Raw genomic sequence first — 24,296 nt, 5'->3', positions numbered from 1 at the left:
GTATCCTGCTTAATTATGAAAAAGAAAAAAAGCGTATTGCCTGAGGCTGGTATCGCATCCCAGACATTCGTATTTCGCTTGATTGTCAATGTTTTAATAATGACGGCTGTTTCTGTTAGTGTGGCCGTCGGCCAAACTGTAAGGTTGGCTTTTTATAATGTCGAGAATTACTTCGACTACGAGGATGATCCCGGCAAAGATGACAGTAGCTTCTTGCCCGAAAGCCCTCGACAATGGACCGCCTCATTATATAGACGAAAATCCAGAAGGATCTATAAAGTGATCGCCAATTTGGGCAATCCCGAACCGCCGGCTTTGGTAGGCTTGGCGGAAATCGAAAACCGTCGTGCGCTCGACGACTTGCGTTGCCGGACAGCATTGGCCAGAGTCCGTTACCAAGTTGTCCATTTCGAATCCCCGGACCGCCGAGGTATCGACGTAGCGTTGCTTTTCCGTCCCCAATCCTTCCGCTTGATTAACGCGAAAGCCTTGCCCGTAAAAGGTCAGGATTGGCGAAGCCGCGATATCCTTTACGCTTCGGGGACTTTGCCCGGTGGCGACACGCTTCACGTTTATGTCAACCATTGGCCCTCGCGCTGGGCGGGTCAGAAAGCTTCCGAACCCCGCCGTCTTGTGGCTTCGGAGATTTTGCGCAAGCATGTTTCCGCCCTTTTGTTCCAGAATCCAAAGGCGAAAATAGTGATCATGGGCGACTTTAACGATGATCCGGAAAATCTCTCCATAACCAAACTCCAAGCTGGTCTTCCCGTGCCTTTGGCAAACCTTATGGTAAATGATCTGGCCGAAGGTCGCGGAACCCATACCCACACCGAAACGGCGACGGAATGGAGCGTACTTGACCAAATTTTGGTCAGCCGAAGCCTGATGGAAGGTTCCTCTTGGAAAGTCCTCAAAAGGGCGAGCCATATCTTCTCACCCGATTGGCTGTTGCGGGACGGTAAGCCTTACCGTTTTTTCCGAGGCACTATGGCCACGGGCGGATTCAGCGATCACCTTCCCGTTTTTTTGGACATCAAGCGCCAATAACTTACGAACACAAATGTAAGGCTTAGAGGCGAAAGAAAGGAATATTCCGATCCTGGCTTAGGAAGGCTTCGAAAAAGAGTCAAAACATACCCGGAGCAAGTGTTGGGAATCCTTCTGGGCCAATTAAATATACTAGTGTTAATATAAACTATTTTATAAATTATTAAAATAATAAAATTTGATTACGCATAGGTAAATCTCCGAACGGCCCAATAGCCACGTAAATGGTACGGGCCATAATGCCGGTTTTTGGAGTTTTGGCCACCAATCGACCGCTTGGCCAGGTCGTACCGCTTTAATTTTTTTATAGCCCGAAAATACTCCGGACTTGCGCCGAATCCCACTAAACTATTCGGAAGCCAGAACCAAGTTGGGTTTTCGCCTCCGCAACGCCGAAGACTTGAACGCTTTGGCTTCCCTTACCCATTATTGGCAAACCAAACATAGCGTTTACCGTCGTGGAGCCCGTTTGGGCTGGAATCATCTTGTGGCGAAAAGAAAAGCCTTCGCCATGGGGCCGTTCTCTCCGGATTGGTTTCCGGGAAGCTACGATGTGCCTATTCCGCCAGTCGACAGTCCGAAATTCAGGTTTATAGATCTTTTTGCCGGGATTGGCGGATTCCGGATCGCTGGACAAAGTTTCGGAGGACACTGTGTTTTCTCCTCGGAGATCGATCGCTTTGCCAGAGAAAGTTACGAACACAATTACGGAGAAGTACCTTTTGGTGATATCTGCAATATAGATTCTGAAAATATCCCTGACCACGACCTTCTGTGCGCCGGGTTTCCTTGCCAAGCCTTCTCCATCGCAGGCAGGCGGGGCGGATTTGATGATACCCGAGGCACGCTTTTCTTCGAGATAGCCCGAATTATCAAGGCTAAACGCCCGAAAGTCGTTTTGTTGGAAAATGTAAAAGGCTTGACCAACCATCAAAAAGGCCGGACTTTGGACACAATAATAAGGACCTTGAAGAAGAATCTTCGCTATATTGTCCCGGGCCCCCGAATACTTAACGCTCGGAATTTTGGTGTTCCCCAAAACAGGGAAAGAATTTTTATCGTGGCGTTTCGTGAGGATGTGGACGCCGAGGCTTTTCAGTACCCGAAAGCCCAAGACGACTCCAAAACGTTTCTTGATATCCGGGAAGAGGAAGCGGTAGCCTCAAAGTATTTCGTTTCCGAACGATACTGGAAAAGTTTGAAAGCTCACAAGGCTCGGCATGCGGCCAAAGGCAACGGCTTCGGTTACGAAATTATACCGGACGATGGACAATCGAACGCCATTATGGTAGGCGGGATGGGACGCGAACGAAACTTGGTGATTGATCAACGCCCGACGATGAATGAAATTTTAAATTTGCGCAAACCTTCCGGGCCAATTAATGGCGAGTCCGTTCGAAGAATGACGCCAAGGGAATGGGCGCGGCTCCAAGGCTTTCCGGATAGCTTCCAGATCGCTGTTTCCGATGGACAAGCTTACAAGCAATTCGGGAATTCGGTGGCTATTCCAGTGGTGAAAGCGATGCTGGAACAGATAGTACCTTCTTTGCTTTCGGTCAAAACATCGGAAGAACTTACACAAGTCTAATATTATCGTCAAAAATATAATTCAGTCCCTGATTTTACTGCTTTTCAAAGCCCGTTTGTCTGGAATTGGCCCAGTGGACGGGCTTTGTTATCATTATGCTTTCTATTCTTTTTTGATTGCGGAATGGATTTTGCCCTTCGGTTCGGGTAAAACAAACCGCAAAAAATATGGACCGAAGGACTTTTCTTTCGAAATCCGCTTTGGCCTCGGGCCTATTTCTCCTTCCCGATGACCTCCTTTCCAAATCGTTTAAGAAAAAGAACGCCGAGAAGTTTCCCGAAAAGTTGAGCTATACGATGAACGGTGACTGGAAGGAATTCCAGCTTTCCGTCGGGATAGACATCCATGAACCGGCTCTAGGGATGCAATATCATACGCTCTTGTTTAACGGCACTTTGCCCGGGCCTGAGATCCGGGTAAATAAAGGAGACAAGGTCCGGGTGATTTTTAAGAACGATACGCCGATGAATCACACGATCCATTGGCACGGGCTTCATACGCCTTGGCGCATGGATGGTGTGCCGTTTGTAAACCAGTTGCCGGTGATGCCCGGTAACACTTTCGTTTACGAGTTCGTGGCGGAACCTACGGGAACGCATTTTTATCATTGCCATTGGGGTACGGTCATGCATATGCAGGCGGGGATGTACGGCAGTTTTATAATCGACGATCCTGATGATCCCGTGAAGAAGCAATTTCCCTATGACAGGGAATACGTGATGGTCTATTCCGCACATGATGTCAATTTCATCAGGAATGAGATGAACAGGATGCTCGGAAGGATGAAGGAACGGACTTACCTGATGCGAAATGGCCGGTACAACCAAGAACGCTGGAGTACTTTCGACAGTCTGGAAGAGTTTGAAAAAGCGGTGGATAAAGGCTTTGATCCGCCTTATGTTCGTAACCGTCGCGCTCCGGCCGAGTTGCCGGATCCAAATTGGTTTACCATAAACGGAAAATCGTACCCTTACGCTCCCCAGCTTTATATAAAGGAGGGGGAACGGATTCGGGTAAGGCTGATCAACGCCGGAAACGTACCTTATTATTTGCACTTGCACGGTCACGATTTCTGGCAAGTCGCCGACGACGGACGACCTTTGCCCGCCCCTTATCAAGCCAATACGATTCCCCTTATGCCCGGAAAGACCAACGATATAATTATCGAAGGGAATAATCGTGGCATATGGACTTTCCACGATCATGATACCCGCAAGGTGACTAATAACGGAATCTATCCGGGCGGAACTTTGACAACGCTGGTTTATGAGGATCTGCCTGCCGAAGAGCGCGATATTATCGCCTATACAGGCAACCAGAACTTGAAAAAGATGGCCGAAAAAGGTCACAAAATTCCTTTCAACGGTGGTTCACTTCCAAAATTCCCATTAGATGAATAAGTCGGCTTTCAAATTCGTTTTGTTGTTTCTTGGTGCGGTGTTCCTATCGGAAATATGTTTGGGACAATCGACGCAAGCTCTGTTTGGCGATGATGAATTGATGCCGGAATTTCCCGTTGCCATCAAGGGAGTCGCCTCTTTTGACCTGAATCCACGGACTGGAAACACGGATATCGATTTCTCGGATACTGAACTGATGCTTGGCCTTCGGCAAAAGCTTTATAATAATTGGCGCGGGCAGTTTGTCTTTGCCATGCAGTTCCCGGATTCGGATACCGGTTTGGGGAAGTTGTTTTATACCCAGTCTTTTCTTCAGATCGATAATTACCGAAACTCATTTCGGCTTGGTAGAAGCAATTCGCCGTCCATGTTGCTCGGCTTCCCGACTCTGAGAGACGATGACGGACTTAATTTCAACTACTCGCTCAACCCATTCTCAAACGGAAATGATGTAGAGTATAACCAATACGCGAATACGGCCAGTTACAGCCATATTTTCAAAAAGCGCTATACGCTGATGGTTCACGCCGATAATTTCTTGGGCCAAAGCGAAGACGCCTCTCTGCAGGTAAACGCGTTCGGTTTAAGCTTCGCCTACAGGCTTCCCGACAGCGAAAACTGGAACAGGAAGTTCATCCGGCAGATTGGTGTGGCGGCTGTTAATTATTTGACTGACAGAACAGGATATTCGGGTTGGTACGATCAGTCGATTCGTAATTATATGGCTTCGGTGGCGCTGAACCTTAGGCCCGATCCGGTTTATTTCTGGGATTTTATGGCTCAGGGAATCTATAACGAGGGTTTTAGCGAAGTGAAAGATATCAAAGACTATTTCGATTATACCAGATCAGAGTCTTTTGCGTTTTTCACTTCATTGAGGTTTATCTACCGAAAACTGGAACGGCCTACGCTAATGAGCTCGGGAGGCTTTGGGTATAAATCTTTTACGGAAAGAAGCGAAAACGAGCAGTTTATGGCGTATTACAACGTCTTTTACCGTCTCGGGAATAATTTTGACTTGGGTCTGCAATACAAATATTATCAGAACAGCGGTCAAACTTCCATATCGGCAGATGACTCGAAACACTTGATCCAGTTTGCGCTCGTTTTCACGTTTGACAGGGTTTTCAACAGTCAGTTTGATGACCGTTTCTCACTCTTGAGTTTGGAACATCGTTATATTCCATAAAGTGGTCTCATTTCTTAGACTTGACATATAGCGGATCTTCCGGCGCCAAACCGCCTGCGGGGAACGTAGTCTTCAGTTTTTTGGTTGGAGCGATAAATTCCGCAGGTTCCGTATGCTCCGGGAATAACGGAATACTGTCGCCGAGCGGGAGGCGCTGGCGGTCCAGTTCACGCATCATGGTGGCTATTCTCATGGTATGTTCCGTTTTACCGGCAAGATTTGTGGTTTCGTGCGGATCGTTTTGCAGGTCGAAGAACATATGCTTATCGATTTTTGGGAACCGGATAAGTTTCCATCGATCGTCCCGGATCGAGCGCTGGTGTTCCATATAAGCGAGCGTGAGATAGTCTCGGGCGATAAAGTTTTCTCCTTTCAACAGCTTGGCGAAGCTTTTTCCGTCCAGATTTTTAGGCGTTTCCGTTTGCGCAAGATCGCAAAGGGTTGGGAGAATGTCGTGGAGGTAAACGAAGGCTTTTGACTTTCCGGGAATCACGCCGGGGCCTTTTACGATGAACGGAACCTTCATGGTGCCTTCGTAGATATTTTGTTTTCCCATTAGGCCGTGCTGGCCCAAGGCCAACCCTTGGTCGGAACTGAAAATGATAATCGTATTCTTGTCGAATCCCTTTTGCTCCATAAAATCCAGAAGGCGTCCCAGATCGTAATCGGTGGCGGTAATGGTGGAATAATAATCGTGGATATGGCGTTGAATCGCCTCTTTTGTGCGTGGCCAAGCTTCCAGTTTTTCGTCCCGGACGGTCATCGACCCGATATTCCAGGGGTGGACGGGCAAATAGTTTTCGGGAATCGGTAACGCGTCTTTGTCATACATATCGCGGAAGCGCTTCAGAGACCACCTTGGATCGTGGGGAGCGGGAACGCCCAAGTACATAAAAAAAGGCTTGGTCGGGTCGCGGTCCTCAGCCATGAATTTAATGGCTTGGTCCACGATGCCCCGTGCCGGCCGGCCCGACCTGAGGGCTTTCACTTGGTGGATGTCGGCGTAATCGTCAAACTGTTTGCGGATTTCTGGATTGTTGGCTGAGCCACTCTTCTCCCTGTAAAAGGTTTGGTAGCCGGCCTCTTTCATCGCTTTCGGAATGGTTGGCCATTGCGGGTTGGCGTAGTGTCGTTTTCTTGGCTTTTCGCCACGGGCTTCCGCCTTGCGGCAATCCTCTTCGAAGCGGTGGAACGTTTGTCCGGTCATGATCATATTCCGCGAAGGAATACATACGGCTCCGCTATTGCCGCCGTAGCAGTAGGCGTTTTCAAATACGAGGGAATTCTCTGCAATGCGGTCGATGTTTGGCGTATGAATATGTTCGTTACCCAATGCACGGATAGTATTCCATTGCTGATCGTCAGTAAGGATAAAAATGATGTTTGGCTTTTCTTCCTTCTTTTCTTGGTTGGTACAACTAGTAGTCGATACCAGTAATAGCCAAACCAAAGCCGTCTTTTCTAAGATTACTTGGCGAATATTCATGTTAATTGAATTTGTTACAGTTTTCCCTTCTTAATAGTGGGGAATAGCGATTGGGGTAAATCTATATCTAGAAAAGAACAGATGCTTGGTCGTTGGACATAGCTTATCATTTGAAGTGGTTAGCGTTTGGATATAAAGGAAAGAAGGGATAGGGTTACGAAAGGGGTAGCGAGTGGTGTTTTGCAACACATGTTTGGATTTTCTGAAAAAAGATATTATTGCTGGCTTTTAATGCCTTAGATTACAGTCGAATATAACTCTGCCGAAATTTCTTTTTTCTCTTAAATACAATTAGACCAGACCCAAGATGAAACTCAAAAAATTAACTCCAAATCTAATCGTTAGCGATATTCCGCAGACGGTTAATTTTTACGAATCCGTTCTTGGATTCGAGCTTAAAATGCTTGTGCCTGACACCCAAGACGGCATGGATGTAAAGATGGACGCAAGCAAAACGTATGTATACGCCCAAATGGCGAAGGATGAGGTGGAGCTGATGTTTCAGCGGGAAGACAGTTTTCGTGAGGATATTCCGTTGTCTATAAAAGAGCTGTCAATGGGAGGTTTGTCGGCGATTTATATTGAAATGTCCAGCGTTGACGATTTTTATGCGGAAGTAAAAGGCAAAACCGAAAACGTGACAGAACCAAAAAACTCGTGGTACGGAATGCGGGAATTTTTTGTCAAAGATCCCGACGGTTGTGTTATCGCTTTCGGCGAACAAGTCGAAGTGGAAGCTTCATAATCGTGAAAAAATGAAATTGGAGAGGGTCGGAAACCGAAAGGTCTCCGGCCCTTTCTTTTTTAAAGCTCTCTGATCTTGATATTTCTAAACCAGATCGGGCTTCCGTGGTCTTGCAGGCCGATACGTCCTCTTTTTAACGTACCGTAGTCCGGGTATTTGGCCCATTTGCCTTTCGCTTTTCTTTCTTCCCAATCGGGAGTCCAGCGCTCGAACTCAACGATTTTTTCGCCGTTGAGCCAGTGCTCCACGTGATTTCCTTTTACAACGATTTTGGTTACGTTAAAGTCCCCACCGATCATTTGCAGGCGTTTTTTCGATTTGTCAGGAAGGTGCATGGCGTAGTTCGCTCCCGCTTTGTTCCATTCGTTCAGCTTGCCCGGGAACCCAATATCATCGATAAGCTGGTACTCGGGGCCTGTGTAATATGGCGCTTTGTATTTGTCGGAATTGTCGTTTACGCCGTAGAAAATACCGCTGTTTCCGCCGTGCGAAATCTTCCATTCGAGGCTAAGCTCGAAGTTCTCGAATTCGTCAACCGTAACGATATCGCCACCGATGTCGCCGCCTTTGCCCAACGACTTCAGACAACCGTCCTCGACAACCCAACCTTTGCTGATACTCTCTTTGCCGAAGTTCTTCCACTTGTCAATGGATTTGCCGTCGAAAAGCAATGTCCAGCCTTCGTTTTTCTCAGTAGCAGTTAGCGTATTGTGCTTTGCCGCCGGCGTAGCGATTTCCGCTTTAGCCGTTGTTTTGTTACCAGAATCGCAAGACTGGGTAGCGACAGCCAAGGCCAAAAGCCCTATGGCGAAGTGTTTTTTAAACATAACCTTATAGGAAATATAGGATAAAAATATAGGGCTCATGAAAGGGCCCGGATACGGAGTGCAAAGAAATATAAGGCGGGGTACGGAGGGGGGTAATTTTCGGGGTAACCGGCTTGTCAGAGAGTAGAAAAGCCGGTTTGGCCCCGTTGTTTGCAACCGTAGGGATGGGAGAAAAGCTTTTTTTCAGTGTCCCACACCTACATTTTGTCAATGATTTTCTCGATCAGTTCGGAAGTCGGTTTGTAGTCCAAACCTTTTTTCTTTGCGAGATCGATGGCCCTTTTCGCTACCTTCAGAGCCTTGGTGTAGTTGCCTGTTTTGTAAAGCAATGCCGCGTGTGTGTCTGTATTGTAGTAATTCTCGTTTAGCTCAATGGACCGCTGGGCCAGCTCGATTCCCTTTAACAGCGATTGGATGTCGTCATGCTTTTCGTAAGCGTGCCATGCTAGCGTATTCAGTTTAGCATAATCATTCCAGATGGGTTTAATCTTTTCATCGCTGAATTCGCCAGGTTCCTCTTTGTCTGCGGTTTTTTCTTCTTCTTTCGGCTCCGCTTTTATCTCTCCACTCAGCATTTTCTCGATCAAATCCGCAAAGTCAGCTTTGCTCATGGCGCCAACGTGCTTGTAAAGGACTTCGGAGTTTTTGGCGAAAATATATGTTGGGACCGACTTTATTTCCACTTCGTTGTCGAGTTTGTTTTTGTCGATATCCATCTTAAAAAAATCAACGCGACCTTTGTATTTGGTAGCCAATTCGGCCATGATAGGGTCCATCTTTTTGCACGGCCCGCACCAAGTGGCGTAAAAATCGAGAACTTTCACTTTACCGTCGTTTGTGAAGACGCTTTTGTGCCAGGTTTCGTCCACTACCTCGGTAGGCGAGACTGAAGGGGTGGGTTTTGCTTTTGCCGTCGTTCCGGACAATGCCTCGCCCCCTAGCATTTTATCGAGCATTTCTGAAAACTTTTCCATGCTCATGGCGCCGGTATGCTTGTTCAGCACGTCGTCGTTCTTTGTGAAATAATAAGTTGGGATCGACTTTACTTTGAGTTCGTCGTCAAGATCGTTTTTGTCAACGTCCATCTTATAGAATTCGACCCGTCCCTTGTACTTTTTCTCTAACTCTTTCATGATGGGCTCCATCTTCTTGCACGGCCCGCACCAGGTGGCGTAAAAGTCAAGAACTACAATCTTATTGTTGTTTACCAGAACGTGTTCTGACCAGTTGTCGTCATTCAGTTCGGTTTGGGAAAAGGCCGGGATACAAAAGGCGAACAGGATAAGAGCTAGTAAATATCTCATGGGAAGATGAGGTTATATGTTTGGAGAGAGGTTAAGACCTAAGTTGTAACAATAAAGCCACGGGGAGCCATCTTTCCAAAAAAGTAAAATAATAAGAACATTTTATTGACTAAATACCTAAAAATAGAACAGCTTTCTCTGAAATCCACACTAGAGTAAATTGTTTTTTTAGTGAATAAAAAGTGCTTTATCCATTCTATTGTTTCATGTGTTACTCTCTGATGTCTTTTTGTTTTATATTTATCGCCTATCTGGTGTTGTAAATTCTATGTTTTTGTGTAGTTGGAAAAGATAGGTTGTGCGCTTTTGTTGGCAAACACAGACCCTAAACTCAATAACAACATGAAAAGAATCTTCCTTCCAATTGTCGCCCTGTTGCTGGCCTCTGGCCTTGGGCATGCCCAACTGTTTAAAAAACTGAAAGAAAAGGCGAAAAGGATCGAGAAAAAGATAGACGACAAGGTAAACGAAAAAGTGGACGGTGCGGCGGACAAGCTATTGGGAAATAAAAAATCACCCGGTTTTCCCGAGGGCTACGCCGGTGGCGATATGATGTCCGGAACCATTTCGGTAAGGGACGGTAAAGACGAGTTTAATTTGCCGATTACGCCGAGCCCCAAACCCGTAGCCGAAGGGAGCCGTTTGGCAGTGACCGGTAAATGGCGAATGCCGGGAAGCGAGACCGTAAACCGTTTTGAGTTGCTGTTGAAGGATCCCGCAGGAAAGTTTCCGGCGAAGGGTTACGGCATTCCCGCGGAGGCCAACCTGAAGCTTTTCTTTGTGGAGAAGAATAAAGAAGTCGAATACGCATCCGGAGAAGTGACGGTATTTACCCATAATGAAGAGTTTTTGACATTTGAGGCACACGGAAAAACCGCGGGAGGTCCCGGACTGGATGTCAAAGTCGATTTGTTTTTTCACGTTCTGACCGAATCGGGGATGGGAACAGGGGACGTGTACATGGCTGATGAGCGGACGGAAGAGTACTATGACAAAGAAGACGAGGAAGAGAATGATTATGAGGCGGAAATGCCGGCGAACTATAAGCCGGGAATGTTCGGTTTGGAAGTTCCCGAGAACTTGCCGGACGAGTACAAGTTTACCGGGGAAGTGATCTTCGAAATGCGGAACAAGAGGGCAAAACCCATCCGCTACGCTTATCTTTTTGACAAGGCCCGTCCGGATTTTTTTGCGATGAGCTTCGATATGTCGCAGGGCGATGAAGTGGGGAACGGTTTTATGGTGTTTGAGGGCGAAGACGCCATAAACTTTGTGAAGGCCAATGGCATGGCCATGTGCTTTAAAGTGGCCGAGGGGGCCATGTCTGATGAGCAGTTTCCGGACACGGACTTCGCCAAAGACAAGATCAAAAAATCGGGCGCTACGAAGAATATACTCGGGTACAAATGCGTGGAGTATCGGGCGGAGATGGATGGCGAGCGCATGTCGTTGTGGGTTGCGGAGGAGTTGAAAGCTGGCAAGGGTTTTTTCGGGAGTGGGAACATCCACACGCCTTACGGGGGCTTGGTGCTGGAGTACGAAGGCTCAGGGCGAGACGGCAACTCAAAAATGACGGCGGTGTCCATCGACTTGGACAAGCCCTTTACGTTCGACACGAAGCCTTACAGGAAAAGGAAATAGTAAGGGAGAAATTAAGACGGCGTCAGTTTGGGCGCCGTCTTTTTTGTTCATTTCGATCAGGGGTTGGCCTTCTTACTGTCTGTTCTTCCCTGCTTTTCTGATTTGCTTGTCCATGCGGTCGTAGCCGTATCCCAACAGAAAATCGTTCAGTTTCTTTTGGAGGGCCTTCGCTTTGGCCGGTTTCTGAGAAATCAGATCGTGGCGTTCCGCTTTGTCGGCGTCTATATCGTAGAGTTCTGGAGCGTAGCCTTTATAGAAGTGAATGTACTTATGGCCGTCTTTGCCCAGCACGGCGGCGCTTGCGCGGCCTCCGTACATCCGGCGGGTATCGGGGAAATACCAATAAAAATCCCGGCGGGGGACGGAAGCGTTGTCTTTCAGGTGGGGCATCAGGGAAATTCCGTCATTTTCCACTTTTTCGGGTATCGGAGTATCGGTGGCGGCCAGTACGGTGTTGAACACGTCCATAATAATGATACGCTCGTCGCTAACCCTGTTTTTCGGAACCTCTTTCGGCCAAGTCATAAAGGCGGGCATGCGGACTCCCGCCTCGTAAGTGGTGTTCTTTCCACCGAGGAATGGGGCGCAAGGAACGTCATTGGTCGTGGGCCCGTTGTCGGAGTAGAAGATGAAGAGCGTATTCTCATACATTCCCTTCTTTTTTAGGGCTTTCACTACGGCGCCCACCGAGTTGTCCACCGTTTCCAGCATGGCGGCGTAGAGTGGGTTGGTTTCCGAAGCCAAGAGCGTGTCGCCCATATGTACCCGTACGGACTTTTTGGTTCCCATCCGTTTGATCTTCTTCTTGTACTTCTCTACCAGCTCGGGCTTGGCCTCTTTACGGTTGTGAACCGAATAGTACCAAAGGTTCAGGTAGACGGGGTTGTCCCCCTTGTGGTTTTCGATGAGGTTTACGGCCTCTCTTGTCAGGCGGTCGGTGAGTTGCTCGCCTTCGAATCCGCCTTGGCGCAAAGGAGCGTGATCACGCTGGTGACCCATAGGCGAGCCGTCGGGATTGGTTTTGTAAGGCCAGAAGTAGGAGCCCGGCCCCCAGCTTATGCCTCCGCCGATGTTGATATGGAAGCCGACATCTTGGGGCAACGTATGGTCTTTTGGAGTGCCGAGATGCCATTTGCCCACATGCCACGAACTGTAGCCTTGGTCGCTGAGCAGTTTGGGCAACATTTGCTTCGAATCCTCTTTTGGGATAAAGTGTGGGGCGTGCCACATCTTCATTCTCAGCGGGTGTTTGCCCGTAAGCACCGCCGCCCGGGTGGGCGAACAGATGGGCGCCGCCGTATAGGCGTTGGTGAAGCGTACGCCCGCACGGCTGAGCTTGTCGATGTTCGGGGTTTCGTAAAGTTTGGCTCCGTAAACACCCAGATCCTTGTAACCCAAATCATCCACAAGGAAGAAGACGATATTGGGTTTCTTTTTTTGGGCGAAAGCCCATAGTGGCGCTAGATAAAAGCCGAGCAAGAGTAATATTCTTGTTTTCATGGCGATAAAAATTTGGATTGCGGAAGACGGAAAACAGCGTGCGTCTCCCAGTGGATACATCCAAGGTAACCAAGCGAAAAAAGGATGCCCCGGTCTCGGAACATCCTTTATAAGCTTAGTGATTTTGTCGCGTTTTTGTTTTTGCATTAACCCGGGCGTTAACCTAGATTGCGCAATATGTTCGGAACGTCGATTCCGCCTATTTACTCGCCGTCCAGGTAGCGCTGAAACAGCTCGAAGAACTGCGACGCGTGCCATCCGTCCACCAAGCCGTGGTGGGCGTCCAACGATACGCTCATTTTTCTTTTCCCTTCCGATTCCGTCATCTTTCCGAAAGACATTTTGGGTATGCTGTCCTCGTACCGGCTGTCGTATTCGTGTCTGAGTCCCGTAAAGTCTACCCAAGGGACAGCTGAGACGTGTATTGTATCCTTTCGGGAGGTACTTTCGTCGAGGCAAATTCCCGATCGGGCCCTAATATCGGCTTGCGCGGCGTCTAGGTTCTTGCGGAATTGGCCGAAGTCTTCGGAATATTCGAAAAAACAGATTCCGAACGTATGGTCTTCCCTCCCTACGGTGGTAGACGGGTGCACGCAGTCATATTCCACCACTTGGCCGTCTTCTATCCTATATCGTAGATTCTCGACGGCGTTTAGGGCGCGCGTGGCTTGGTAGAGGTAGTAGGCGTAAAAACTCACGCCCGTTTCCTTGGCGTACGCATAGGCTTTGGTACAGTCCACGGGCACCACTAGCCCGAAGAAAGGTTGGTTCATGGCGGAGAAAAATTCGTAATGTTCCTTCCGGTTCCAGTTCTCTATGTCAAGAATTCTTTTCATCGTTCAAAGGGTATCTATCGGTTCGGTTACAAAGGTCGGGCGTTTTGTCTTAACTTCGGTTGACAAATGTTAACCGGACAGGAGCAAGAAAGGATTGCGTAAAAAAACACCGATTTGGAAAACACTTTACGGACGCTGAGACGTTTCGGGAGGCTCTCTACCGCAAATATAGAAGCCTTTGCCGCACAACTGGAACGGGTGGAACTTCCCCGTAATACCGAGCTGATACGGGAGGGGGAAGTGTCGCCGTATTTCTATTTTTTGGAAAAAGGAGCTACCAAAACCAATTACATCGACGAGTACGGTGACAAAAAGGCGGTCTGGTTCGCTTTTGAGGGCGAATTGCTTTTTTCGTTCAGTGCTTATTTCGCCGTGGAGGGACATCAGGAAAGCATAGAGCTGTACGAAGACAGCGTACTGTACCGCATACCCCTGCGCAAGCTCCGCTATCTATATGATACCGATCTGGAATGGGCCAACTGGGGACGCCTGATCAGCGAGCGTTTCTTGGGAAAGGTATTGACGGAGATGGATCGCAACCGCTTTGTCAAGGCCAAGGACCGCTACCGCTGGCTGATAGAGTCCCGGCCGGATATACACAAGCGGGTGCCATTGAAAGACATCGCCTCTTATTTGGGAATCAGTAAAGAATCCCTCAGCAGAATCCGAAAAGAGCAGTAACCGGTTTAAGCGGACTCGTTTTTAAGTCGGTACAGCAACATTTCATTGGTAGTTCCGGGCAGAACCACGGTGCCTTCGGCCTTTAGCCCCAGTTTTTCCAGAAGAGTTTGCGAAGCCTTGTTTTCCTTGGTGGTGATAGCCTTGATTTCGCTAATGTTGAATTCGGCGAAGGCCATTTGTTTCAGTTTGAGTGCGGATTCCAAAGCGTAGCCCGTTCTTTCGAATTCGGGCAAAAGGGCAAACCCTATATCCACGCCCTCAAGTCCCTCACGGTCGTAAAGTCCGCATACTCCCACCTTTTCACCGTCACTTTTCCGGACCAAAGTATAACTGGAATATCCCAACCGTAGTAGTTGGAGTGTCATTTTCTCTTGGATAAAAGTCTTGGCGTCGTCCAGTGTCCTGATATTTCTGTCGCCGATATACTCGTGGTATTTGGGGCTGTTCATCAGGCGGAAGATAAATTCGGCGTCGTCTTCGGCTGTGGGGATCAAATAAAGTCTTTCCGTTTCGAATGTTTTTGTTTGTGGCATGTCGGTTCGGTGGTTTGGTGGAATAATGGGTTGTCAATGAGTAATATAAACAAAATTGTAAACTCAAGGAGGGAAGAGGAAAGCGTTTCCTAAAAATGAAAGCGTTTGTAAACACGGATAATGAAAGGGTTGGTGTCCTCTGAAAAAGGGACACGTAAGTAAGCGCAACACGGGGTAGATGAGACGTGTGGGTGAACGGGTTTGCTGACGGCGGTGGAAAATGGAGGTTTTTTAAAGAAACGACTCCCGTTTTTTACCTCATAGCGGGAGTATGGACGAAAAAAAACCGCATCTTTTCGGTGCGGTCGGTTATCGGGTAAGATTTTTTGACAATTAGGCACAAAGTGCCTCTTTATGAACCGTCCGATCCGGCTTTCGGTCAGCTTTTTTCCAAAATTTCGGCGGATCCCCGAATGGGTTAACCTCTCCAGACGGGGTTGTTTTTTGGCCGTAGTGCTGTAACCTAAGTTTCATCAGGCGGGGCTGTACCGGTTTCTCCCAAACGGCAAAGATGCTTGACCTTCTTTGTCTTTTTGCGTGAAAGGGATTGTCCGTCCTTTCGTTGCGGATATAGCGGGCGTTGCGGTAATCGGAGGCCCAAGCCGTAATCAGGCGGTCGGTTTTGGGCTTGAAAAGGCTCACTCCGACGGAGGAAAGGCGAAAAATTAGCTGTCCACGGTATTTTGCCACAGCTAAGAACTTGCGGGCCTCGTAGTAAGCCTGCGCATGTATGGCGGAGTAAAAGCCCCGAAAACTATTGCGTTTCAACTCCCGGCTGATGGTGGAGGGACTGACCCCGAGCCTAGAGGCGGTTTGGCGGATGGTGAGCCCAGCATTGACACAACGGCTTATCTGTCGTCGGGCGTTCAGGTTGAGGTGGCTGTATTTGTCCGCTGGTATCCGCATATTCGGTTGAACAGTGGCAAAAACCGTCCACACTTTAAGTCGCTACGCGAAAGGTTTCGTTCAAATACGGAAAGGTATTGGCCTGAAATCACAAAACCCTCGCCCTGTTTGGGCCAATGCCCAACGAGACGAGGGTTTTCTTGGTAGTCAAAAAGGGTTAGGTGTCAGAATTAAGTTTCTTAGTACTTAATACCTCATACCAAATACCTCAGACCAAGACTTAATGATCACAGCTCCCGCCTGGGTGTGCGTGTCCGTGCTCGATTTCCTCTTTGGTAGCCATTCTAACGCTGAGGATTTTTCCTTTGAAGATCAAATCGTAGCCAGAAAGCGGATGGTTGAAGTCCATTTCCACCTTGTCTTTTTTCACGGTCAGGATCTCTGCCATTACGCGGTCGCCGTCAGGACCGATCATCGGCAAGATTCTCCCCTCTTGGAGCATCTCCATGTCCACCTTGCCGTCCACTTCGAATATCTCGATCGGAAGCCAGTCGGTTTTTTTCTCGTCGTAGTCGCCGTAAGCGTCGTCGCAGGCGATTTTGAAATCGAATTCCTGTCCTTCGTCAAGACCGTCGAGGGCCTCTTCGAATTTGGGCAGGAAAGCTCCCGTACCGTAGAGGAAAAGCAGGGGATCCTCCTCGTTGCGCTCTTCGTAGAGGGCGGGCTCGCCTTGCTGGTTGTCTACGTAAAGCTGGTAAGTTGTTTCGACTACGCTTTGGCGGTCTTTGGATATTTTCATGTTCTTTATTTCAGATGTTTACGTTCGCGTTATGCGCTTATGTTCCGGTTAACGGCGGTATAAAGGTAGGGCTTTTGAAATCAAATACATGCGCCGGTCGGGCACAAAAAAACGCCCGGAAAAGGGCGTTTGAATGAGGTGCATATGTATGTTTTCCTTACAGCGGTTTAGGAAGGTGCTGAAGTATTTCGCTTACCGATGGGCGTTTCTTGAAGTTCGGGTCGAAGTGGGCGAAAACTATCTTGCCTTTCTGGTCAATGACATATGTGGCCGGGATAGGGAGTACGGGCCCGTTTTTCCCGTTGATTTTATTGAAGTCCAGTCCCATTTTGGCAAAGCGTTTCTGCATGGTTTCCTTAACGGGATAGGTCAGGTCGTAATCGTCCATGATTTTGTGCCCGTCATCGTGCAGGATGTGGAAGCCGATGCCTCCCTGCTTCTCGATCATTTTTTCGATACTCTCTCCGCTAGACGGCGTTACGGCCACGACAGAAGCTCCCTTGGCCGTGATCTTGTCAAGGGATTTTTGCAGGCTCGCCACCTGTTTTTGGCAATACGGACACCACGTACCGCGATAAAAGAAAAGCACTACCGGCCCTTTGTCTAACAATTTCTTCAGTTCGATTTTTTTGCCGTTTTGGTCAACTCCCATAAAAGAGGGGGCCGTCGATCCCGTTTTGATACCTTTGGGTTTGGTTTGGGCCTGAGCGAATAAAACGCAAAAAACAGACAGCAGGGTCAGTAAGTATTTTCTCATGATAGTGGTTGTTTTTGTACTACAAACAGTATTTCAAAACGAATCCGAACCGGGCCGGGTTGCGCTTTATTGGATTAAATGCGGGATAAGTGTTTTTTATAAGTTAAGTTTGGTTTGTGCGGGAGTTGGATCATGTTCGGTTATGATCAGAATACATGATTAATTTGAACTCGCAGAGCATAGGGTGGAAACGTGGGGATAATTTTGTGGCTTTCGAGTATTTTTGGGCCGAGGGAAAAGATTATGAAGACAGAAGATACGTATTTGACATTGGCCGGAGAGTCGGAGGGGCTGTATAAGGAAAAAGGGAGCAAATTTTTGGCTTACGCCTACCCTGTGGAGACCGAGGAAGAGATCAAGGAAAAGGTGGAGGCTTTGCGCAAGCGCTATTACGACGCGCGCCACCATTGTTACGCTTGGGTGTTGGGCAAAGACCAAAAGCGTTTCCGCGCCAACGATGACGGGGAGCCCGGACATTCGGCCGGTGATCCTATTCTGGGACAGATCCGTTCGTTTGACCTTACGAATACGCTTATCGTAGTGGTGCGTTATTTTGGCGGGACGAAACTTGGTGTACCGGGTCTGGTACACGCCTACAAAGTGTCGGCGGCCGAGGCGATCGAGAACGGAAAGATAGAGGAAAAGATAGTGGAGGACCGTCTGGATGTGTATTTCGAATACCTTTCGATGAATTCCGTGATGAAACTCATCAAGCAGTACGACCTTGAGATCAAAGAACAGGTTTTCGACAACCAGTGTCATATACGCTTGGCCGTTCGCCAAACCATATCGGCGGAGGTTCTCGCCAAGTTTGAAAAACTCGACGGCGTAAGTACCGAGCTCACAGAAACGGAAGCCTAATGAGTGAAAAGGGGCCGGAATATTACGATTACATAATAGCGGGCGCCGGATGCGCTGGCTTGGCCCTTGCTGACGCTTTGCTGGCTTCGCCGGTTTTGCGTGACAAAAGAATACTGCTTCTCGACCATGATTTTTCAGAGATAGACGAACGTACTTGGTGTTTTTGGGAGACCGAAGCCGGGCCTTATGAGCATTTGGTCCGAAAAAAGTGGGACAGCCTAACTGTCTTTGACGATAACGGGAAGATTCCGGTGGTCCCGTCGCCTTACGAATACAAGATGGTTCCCGGGCGTGACTTTAGGCTGGATATACATAGTCGTATGGATAAGCGACCCGAAAATGTGACACTTTTGGAGACGGAAGTTTTGTCCGTTTCTCCTGACGGAACAGTTCGTACAAAGGCCGGAAATTTCTGTGGAGGACAAGTGTTCGACAGCCGTTTTCCGGATATTCCGGACGAAGAGCGTCATCCGCTTTGGCTTTGGCAACACTTCAAAGGATATTTTGTCCGAACGGATGAAGACTTCTTCGATGACCGGCAAGCTACACTGATGGATTTCCGGACGGAACAGTTCGGTTACACACGATTTTTTTATGTGCTTCCGCTGAGCCCTCGTGAGGCTTTGGTGGAGTACACGGTTTTTTCTCCGGAGCTTCTTTCGGAGCGCAAAGAATATGATGAGGCCCTTCGGGAATATATCGGGGAGAAGTTAGGCTTAGAAAATTATACGGTTAGTGGCGAAGAATTCGGGAAGATTCCGATGACGGCACAACGGTTCGCAAGGTGCTCCGGAAAGGTTTTTTATGTGGGAAGCGCTGGCGGAGCTTCAAAAGCTTCGACGGGTTATACTTTTAGCCGGATTTTGCGACAGGTTAGAGGAGTTGTTGAATGCTTGGAACGTGGTGAATCGTTGGAAAAGATTGCTCCGGGAAAGGCGAAACACTGCTTTTATGACGGCGTATTGTTAGATGTTCTTTCTCACAACAGGTTTCCGGGCAGGGATATATTTTCCCGAATGTTCAGAAGAAATTCGGGGTACAGGGTACTGTCTTTTCTGGACGAGCGAGCGGCACTGGCCGATGATCTGAAAATCATTTTTTCCTGTCCAGTATTTCCTTTTCTCCGGGCGTTTTTTTCTTATAGCCGTGTTTGGCTTTAGGTGAAGGCTTTAATGCTTAGTGTGGCAATAGTTGGGGTGTTTTGGTGTTTTCTCTGCGAAGGATGACGCTTCCCATACCTACGTCCACATGCACAATCATCGGGTTTTTTGCGTTTTCGGAGTAGGCTTTATTTGTGTAGACGCCGGAGCTGGCTTTGGAAAAATCGGGATCGAGAACCACATCGCAGAGCGATGATTCGCCCAGCACGACCTTTACGGGGATGTCTTTGTCCTTGGGCAGGCGCATGATGAGTTTGCCTGCGCCGATGTTTGCTTTAACTTCGGTTGGACGGCTGAGTGTGTCGGGAAAGCCGATGTCCATGGTGCCGAAGCACACTTCCGCAAGAATTTTACCCGCCCGGAGACTTCCGAGATTATCGATGTACAGGCTTCCCATGTCTACGTTGGCTGTCAGGGAATCCATCGATATTCGGTTGCTCTCGTTTTCTTCGTAAGAGATATTGACGTTGGCGCCACCGGTTTTGATTTTCAGATTTTGTACGGGGAGTTCCGTGAGGTTTATGTTGGAGGTGCCCACGGCGTAGTCAAAACGGAGATCCAGAGGGAATGATTGGGGTAATTTCAGGTCGAAATTACATTTGTTATTGTCGTTGGAACCAAAGAAATGATCTGTGATAGTGTTGGTTAGCGTGGCTTCTTTACGGCCTTTCAGATGTAGCCAAACAGAGCGTTGGTTATCGTCTGTCGTTTCTTTGTACTCAAGGTTTTCGAGAAGCTTTGCGTCAGAGCTCCTGACATATAGGGAGTCGTTGTTGTTTCCTGCCAAGATACAACAATTACCCACGCCCGCCCGCATTTCCACTTTTACAGTTTTCTGGCTGTCGTTTCTCTCTATTTTCCAGGCTTTTCCGCCCTGTGCCATGAGAGTTTTCGTAGGGATGCTCATACAGCACACAAACACACTAAATATCCAACGCATGAGGACAATAACGAAAACGTTATGAACAGGTTACGCATTGGTCACAAAAAAACGGCGATACTCACCGGAATATCGCCGTTTGGTAACGGATTAGGTTCTTGATCTACTAAAAGAATTCCCTCATTCTTTCGAAAAACCCTTTGTCTTTTTTATCGGGACTAGGTTCGAAGTTATCGGAGGCTTTCAGCTTTTCGAGCAATTCTTTTTCCTCGGAGTTTATCTTTTTCGGAGTCCAAACGTTAACATGCACCATTTGGTCGCCACGTCCGTAGCCGTTGATATCCGGAATACCTTTGCCGCGCAGGCGGAGAAGCTTGCCACTTTGGGTTCCAGCTTCGATTTTGATTTTTACTTTACCGTCGATAGTCGGGATTTCCACAGAGGTTCCGAGAGCGACATCGGCAAAGTTGAGGAACAGATCGTAGTGAACGTTGTTTCCGTCGCGAACGAAAAAGCCGTTCTCTTCCTCCTCAATGACGATAAGAAGATCGCCGGGAACACCACCGCCTTCCGGATAGTTGCCTTTGCCCGACATCGAAAGCTGCATACCGTCAGAAACGCCGGCCGGGATGTTGATCGGAATTACTTCCTCCTTTATCTCGCGACCGGAGCCGTGGCAACTGTCGCACTTGTCGGTAACCTGTTTGCCGGATCCGTTACATGTCGGACATGTGGTGGCCGACTGCATTTGGCCCAATACGGTGTTTACCACTTGGCTTACCTGACCCGCTCCATGGCAGGTTGGACAAGTGTTGATGGCCGTGCCGTTTTTGGCGCCGTTTCCACCGCATGAGTTACAGCTTACGTAGCGCTTGACTTTGATTTTTTTCTCTACGCCGTTGGCTACTTCCTTCAGGCTGAGCTTCAGTTTTATTCTGAGGTTGGAGCCTTTGCGCTGGCGTTGGCGCCTGCGTCCACCGCCTCCGCCGAACATGTCGCCGAACGGGCTTCCGCCACCGAAGATGTCGCCGAACTGGGAGAAGATGTCTTCCATGTTCATTCCGGCGCCGCCTCCGCCACCCATACCTCCGCCCATTCCGGCGTGGCCGAACTGGTCGTAGCGCTGGCGTTTTTGCTGGTCGCTAAGCACTTCGTAAGCTTCCGCGGCTTCCTTGAATTTCTCCTCGGCTTCCTTATCATCCGGGTTTTTGTCCGGGTGGAATTTGATGGCCAACTTACGGTAGGCCTTCTTTATTTCTTCGGGACTAGCGTTGCGGCTTACCCCTAATATCTCGTAGTAGTCTCTTTTTGCCATGGCTTCAGTTGGATTTCAGGGGGCTTTCCACAGTCTCGCTGTGGGTGTCGAACGCCCTGTAAGGCTATGAACCTTAGGTGTCCTGAATTTATAGGCAAGGCGCTTCCCGAATATTCCGGGAGCGCCTTGTTGGTTTTCTTAGTGTGTTTCGGTTGTCGGATTATGCTCCGATCACTACTTTGGCGTAGCGGATCACCTTGTCGCCGATTTTGTAGCCTTTCTCGACTACGTCAACGATTTTTCCTTTGAGCTCTGGGCTCGGAGCCGGAATTTGGGTGATGGCTTCCTGCGTTTCCGTATCGAAATCGTCTCCGGCCTTAACCTCGATCAGCTCCATCCCTTCTCTTTTGAGAGTGTCGTTGAGCTTGTTCATGATCAGGGCGAAGCCTTCTTTCATGGTTTCCTTATCGGCGTCGCCTTCGAATGAGGCCTCGGCGCGCTCAAAGTCGTCCACTATCGGCAGAAGCGCCTTGAAGATGCTCTCGTTGGCGGTTTTGATCAGGTCGAGCTTTTCCCTTGCCGTTCTGCGACGGAAGTTCTCGTACTCGGAATACATACGGAGGTACTTGTCCTTTTCCTTGTCAAGTTCTTCCTGGAGCTTCGCAAGTTCCTCGTTTTCCTGAGCCGTGTGGCTTTCCTCTTCCAAGAGCTCCTCTTGTTGCTCTACGTTTGCCTCTCCGCCTTGCTTGGTCTCTTCCATCTTGGCTTTTTCTTCTTGCTCTTGCTTATCTTTTTCGCTGTTCATGCTTTTCCTGCTTTTTACCCGGAATCATGTTTCCAACATTTCTGCCAATGTCAGTAATCGTGACAAGTTGGCATTTTTTTGGCTGATCGGGCTCCGCCTGTGACAATCAGTCGCATTCCGACTGACAATGCTAACGTATCGGTTTGCCTTCCGGTATTCGTTTTTTTGTTGAAGGAGGATTATTTGAGTTTTCTCCTGAGGATTTTTCCAACGGGCGATTTTGGCAGTTCGTCCCTGAAGTCCACGAGTTTTGGCACTTTGTAACGCGTAAGGCTTTTCTTGCAGTGCTTGCGGATTTCCTCAACGGTAAGGCTGTCATCTTTGCGGACGACGAACGCTTTTACCCTTTCGTTGGAATCTTCGTCGGCGATACCCACCACACCGCATTCCAACACTTTCGGGTGGGATGCGATGACCTCTTCAACCTCGTTCGGGTAGACATTGAAGCCTGAAACGAGAATCATGTCCTTTTTCCTGTCCACGATGAAAACGTAGCCAGTTTCGTCCATGTAGGCTATGTCGCCAGTGGCGAGCCATCCGTCTTCGCCGATTGGTTCCAACTCGCCGTCTTTCCAGTAACCTGCCATGACGTTGGGGCCTTTCAGGCAGAGTTCTCCGGCTTGACCAAGCGGCATTTCCATGCCCGCGTCGTCTCGGATGGAAACGTCAATGCCGGGCAGGGGCAGGCCGATGCTTCCTTGCTTTACCTTTTTATTGAATGGGTGTACGGCGACTACGGGAGATGCTTCGGTAAGCCCGTAGCCTTCCGAAAGCGCAACGCCGGTTTTGGCGAGCCACCTATCGGCCACTGATTTTTGAACGGCCATCGCTCCTCCGATAGTCAGTTTGAGTCTGGAGAAATCGACTTTGTCAAAGTCTTTGTGGTTGAGCATGCCGTTGAACAGGGTGTTTACGCCTGTAAGAACGGTGATTTTCTCGTGTCTGATTTCTTTCAGGAACCCGACCATATCGCGAGGGTTGGCAATCAGGACGTTTCGTCCGCCCGCTTTGAAAAACAGGAAACAGTTTGCCGTAAGGGCGAAAATATGGTAGAGAGGGATGGCCGTGCCTACGGTTTCTTGTCCCAGCACAAGGAGTTTAGACATCCATTGCGAAAGTTGGGCTACATTGGCCAGAATGTTTCTGTGGCGCAACACCGCTGCTTTTAACACGCCGGAAGTGCCTCCGGTATATTGCAGGAAGGCGGGATCTTCGGGCCCAAGTTGCGGACGGGTGAAATTCTGGCCATGACCTGCCTTGAGGGCGCTTTTCAGCTTTACAGCTCCCGGGAGCTTGTAGCCGGGGACCATGCGCTTGATATATTTTACGGCGAAATTGACCAAGTGGCCTTTCGCTCCGTCGAGCAAATCGCCGATGCCAGTGGTGACAATATGCTTGAGGTCGGTAAGTTCCGGAAGTGCCCCTTCGAGTTTGGACGCGAAGTTGTCCAGAATGACAATGGCTTTGGCTCCGGAGTCTTTGAGCTGATGGGCCATCTCTCGCGAAGTATAAAGCGGATTCGTGTTCACGATCACGAGCCCGACTTTAATCGCTCCGAAAAGAACCACCGGATATTGGATGGTGTTTGGAAGTTGGATCGCTATGGCGTCACCTTTTTTGAGTCCGAGATCGTTGGTCAGATATGCGGCGAAGGCGTCGGATAGTTTGCCTATCTCGCCGTAACTGACGCTTTTTCCCATACTGAGGAAAGCTTCCTGGTTTTGGTAGCGGTGTACTGATTCGTCGATAAGGTGAGCCAGGGAGCTGAGTTTTTCTTCGGGAATATTATTGGCGATTCCGGTCTCGTAATGGTTGTGCCATAAACGTCTTTCCATAATGTATACGTGAGGTTATAAAATACTTTCGGTCTGTAAAAAGCGGGCTTTCTAAATGTTCCGGGGGGCAATAATACTGATTTTGGGGTTTAAATCTGGCAGTAAAGACTTTGCTTGGCTTGTTAGGGGAAGACATTACGGTATATATTCAATTATCTCGCTGAAAATGTATAAACAAGGCGCTCGCTGTCTTTATGATTTGGGATGTCGCCGGACCATTTTTGCCATTGAAGCGAGGAAAAGCGTATTTGGTTAAGGCGCGGACTTGCGAGTGAAGTCCCATTTTTAAGATAAGGCCGGTATAAGCCGGGCAAAACAGTG

22 protein-coding genes are annotated in these 24,296 nt (G+C 48.6%); 9 read left to right on the top strand and 13 right to left on the bottom strand.

Annotated features, from left to right (window positions below; all coding sequences use genetic code 11):
- Window positions 1-15: 15 nt before the first annotated feature.
- From AABK39_RS17730 to AABK39_RS17715, 4 genes are all read left to right on the top strand, one after another.
- Window positions 16-1,047 carry an endonuclease/exonuclease/phosphatase family protein gene (locus AABK39_RS17730; RefSeq protein WP_338392650.1) on the top strand — a complete coding sequence of 344 codons (1,032 nt, stop codon included), beginning with the start codon at window positions 16-18 and terminating at the stop codon, window positions 1,045-1,047.
- A gap of 328 nt (window positions 1,048-1,375) precedes the next feature.
- A complete protein-coding gene (locus tag AABK39_RS17725) occupies window positions 1,376-2,635 on the top strand; it encodes a DNA cytosine methyltransferase (RefSeq protein WP_338392649.1) in 1,260 nt (419 codons plus the stop codon).
- A gap of 167 nt (window positions 2,636-2,802) precedes the next feature.
- On the top strand, window positions 2,803-4,035 hold the full coding sequence (locus AABK39_RS17720; protein ID WP_338392648.1) for a multicopper oxidase family protein: 1,233 nt from the start codon (window positions 2,803-2,805) through the stop codon (window positions 4,033-4,035).
- The gene (locus AABK39_RS17715) at window positions 4,028-5,224 is read left to right on the top strand and encodes a hypothetical protein (RefSeq protein WP_338392647.1); all 1,197 of its coding nucleotides are present in this window, start codon (window positions 4,028-4,030) and stop codon (window positions 5,222-5,224) included. Before AABK39_RS17720 ends, AABK39_RS17715 begins: the two co-directional genes overlap by 8 nt.
- A gap of 7 nt (window positions 5,225-5,231) precedes the next feature.
- On the opposite strand, the gene AABK39_RS17710 is transcribed toward AABK39_RS17715, so the two are convergent.
- Entirely contained in the window at window positions 5,232-6,710 is a 1,479-nt protein-coding gene (locus AABK39_RS17710; protein WP_338392646.1) for a sulfatase-like hydrolase/transferase, read from the bottom strand.
- 307 nt (window positions 6,711-7,017) lie between these two features.
- On the opposite strand from AABK39_RS17710, the gene AABK39_RS17705 reads away from it, so the two are divergent.
- Entirely contained in the window at window positions 7,018-7,455 is a 438-nt protein-coding gene (locus tag AABK39_RS17705) for a VOC family protein (RefSeq protein WP_338392645.1), read from the top strand.
- A gap of 59 nt (window positions 7,456-7,514) precedes the next feature.
- Here the strand turns inward: AABK39_RS17705 and AABK39_RS17700 are convergent, their stop codons facing one another.
- Window positions 7,515-8,282 (bottom strand): 3-keto-disaccharide hydrolase, encoded by a 768-nt coding sequence (locus AABK39_RS17700; protein ID WP_338392644.1) that lies wholly within the window; start codon window positions 8,280-8,282, stop codon window positions 7,515-7,517.
- 197 nt (window positions 8,283-8,479) lie between these two features.
- Window positions 8,480-9,586: a thioredoxin family protein gene (locus AABK39_RS17695; RefSeq protein ID WP_338392643.1), complete on the bottom strand. Its 1,107-nt coding sequence runs from the start codon at window positions 9,584-9,586 to the stop codon at window positions 8,480-8,482.
- A gap of 342 nt (window positions 9,587-9,928) precedes the next feature.
- Between AABK39_RS17695 and AABK39_RS17690 the strand changes: the two genes are divergently transcribed.
- Window positions 9,929-11,227 carry a DUF4412 domain-containing protein gene (locus AABK39_RS17690; protein ID WP_338392642.1) on the top strand — a complete coding sequence of 433 codons (1,299 nt, stop codon included), beginning with the start codon at window positions 9,929-9,931 and terminating at the stop codon, window positions 11,225-11,227.
- A gap of 72 nt (window positions 11,228-11,299) precedes the next feature.
- On the opposite strand, the gene AABK39_RS17685 is transcribed toward AABK39_RS17690, so the two are convergent.
- Both AABK39_RS17685 and AABK39_RS17680 read right to left on the bottom strand, forming a co-directional pair.
- Window positions 11,300-12,727 carry a sulfatase gene (locus tag AABK39_RS17685; RefSeq protein ID WP_338392641.1) on the bottom strand — a complete coding sequence of 476 codons (1,428 nt, stop codon included), beginning with the start codon at window positions 12,725-12,727 and terminating at the stop codon, window positions 11,300-11,302.
- Between the two features lie 203 nt (window positions 12,728-12,930).
- Window positions 12,931-13,563: a chloramphenicol acetyltransferase gene (locus AABK39_RS17680; protein ID WP_338392640.1), complete on the bottom strand. Its 633-nt coding sequence runs from the start codon at window positions 13,561-13,563 to the stop codon at window positions 12,931-12,933.
- Between the two features lie 114 nt (window positions 13,564-13,677).
- On the opposite strand from AABK39_RS17680, the gene AABK39_RS17675 reads away from it, so the two are divergent.
- On the top strand, window positions 13,678-14,244 hold the full coding sequence (locus AABK39_RS17675) for a Crp/Fnr family transcriptional regulator (RefSeq protein WP_338392639.1): 567 nt from the start codon (window positions 13,678-13,680) through the stop codon (window positions 14,242-14,244).
- A gap of 5 nt (window positions 14,245-14,249) precedes the next feature.
- On the opposite strand, the gene AABK39_RS17670 is transcribed toward AABK39_RS17675, so the two are convergent.
- From AABK39_RS17670 to AABK39_RS17655, 4 genes are all read right to left on the bottom strand, one after another.
- Window positions 14,250-14,777 carry a GNAT family N-acetyltransferase gene (locus AABK39_RS17670; RefSeq protein ID WP_338392638.1) on the bottom strand — a complete coding sequence of 176 codons (528 nt, stop codon included), beginning with the start codon at window positions 14,775-14,777 and terminating at the stop codon, window positions 14,250-14,252.
- A 333-nt stretch (window positions 14,778-15,110) separates the two neighbouring features.
- A complete protein-coding gene (locus tag AABK39_RS17665; protein WP_338392637.1) occupies window positions 15,111-15,683 on the bottom strand; it encodes a helix-turn-helix domain-containing protein in 573 nt (190 codons plus the stop codon).
- 220 nt (window positions 15,684-15,903) lie between these two features.
- On the bottom strand, window positions 15,904-16,422 hold the full coding sequence (locus AABK39_RS17660; RefSeq protein ID WP_338392636.1) for an FKBP-type peptidyl-prolyl cis-trans isomerase: 519 nt from the start codon (window positions 16,420-16,422) through the stop codon (window positions 15,904-15,906).
- 157 nt (window positions 16,423-16,579) lie between these two features.
- Window positions 16,580-17,179, bottom strand: coding sequence for a peroxiredoxin-like family protein (locus tag AABK39_RS17655; RefSeq protein WP_338392635.1), 600 nt, complete (start codon window positions 17,177-17,179; stop codon window positions 16,580-16,582).
- Window positions 17,180-17,422: 243 nt separating this feature from the next.
- Here AABK39_RS17655 and AABK39_RS17650 point away from each other — a divergent pair, with 243 nt between their 5' ends.
- A complete protein-coding gene (locus tag AABK39_RS17650) occupies window positions 17,423-18,040 on the top strand; it encodes an IMPACT family protein (protein ID WP_338392634.1) in 618 nt (205 codons plus the stop codon).
- A complete protein-coding gene (locus tag AABK39_RS17645) occupies window positions 18,040-19,200 on the top strand; it encodes a lycopene cyclase family protein (RefSeq protein ID WP_338392633.1) in 1,161 nt (386 codons plus the stop codon). Before AABK39_RS17650 ends, AABK39_RS17645 begins: the two co-directional genes overlap by 1 nt.
- 16 nt (window positions 19,201-19,216) lie before the next feature.
- Here the strand turns inward: AABK39_RS17645 and AABK39_RS17640 are convergent, their stop codons facing one another.
- The 4 genes from AABK39_RS17640 to AABK39_RS17625 all read right to left on the bottom strand — a co-directional run bounded on the left by AABK39_RS17640 (window position 19,217) and on the right by AABK39_RS17625 (window position 23,975).
- A complete protein-coding gene (locus AABK39_RS17640; protein ID WP_338392632.1) occupies window positions 19,217-20,083 on the bottom strand; it encodes a hypothetical protein in 867 nt (288 codons plus the stop codon).
- A gap of 163 nt (window positions 20,084-20,246) precedes the next feature.
- Entirely contained in the window at window positions 20,247-21,395 is a 1,149-nt protein-coding gene (gene dnaJ, locus AABK39_RS17635; protein WP_338392631.1) for a molecular chaperone DnaJ, read from the bottom strand.
- Between the two features lie 160 nt (window positions 21,396-21,555).
- Complete coding sequence (locus AABK39_RS17630; RefSeq protein WP_338392630.1) at window positions 21,556-22,140, bottom strand: nucleotide exchange factor GrpE; 585 nt, start codon at window positions 22,138-22,140, stop codon at window positions 21,556-21,558.
- Window positions 22,141-22,319: 179 nt separating this feature from the next.
- The gene (locus AABK39_RS17625; RefSeq protein ID WP_338392629.1) at window positions 22,320-23,975 is read right to left on the bottom strand and encodes an AMP-binding protein; all 1,656 of its coding nucleotides are present in this window, start codon (window positions 23,973-23,975) and stop codon (window positions 22,320-22,322) included.
- Window positions 23,976-24,296: the final 321 nt, after the last annotated feature.

Origin of the sequence: Fulvitalea axinellae, from assembly GCF_036492835.1 — a bacterium.
GTDB lineage: Bacteria > Bacteroidota > Bacteroidia > Cytophagales > Cyclobacteriaceae > Fulvitalea > Fulvitalea axinellae.
This window is presented reverse-complemented; position numbering and strand designations above follow the sequence as displayed.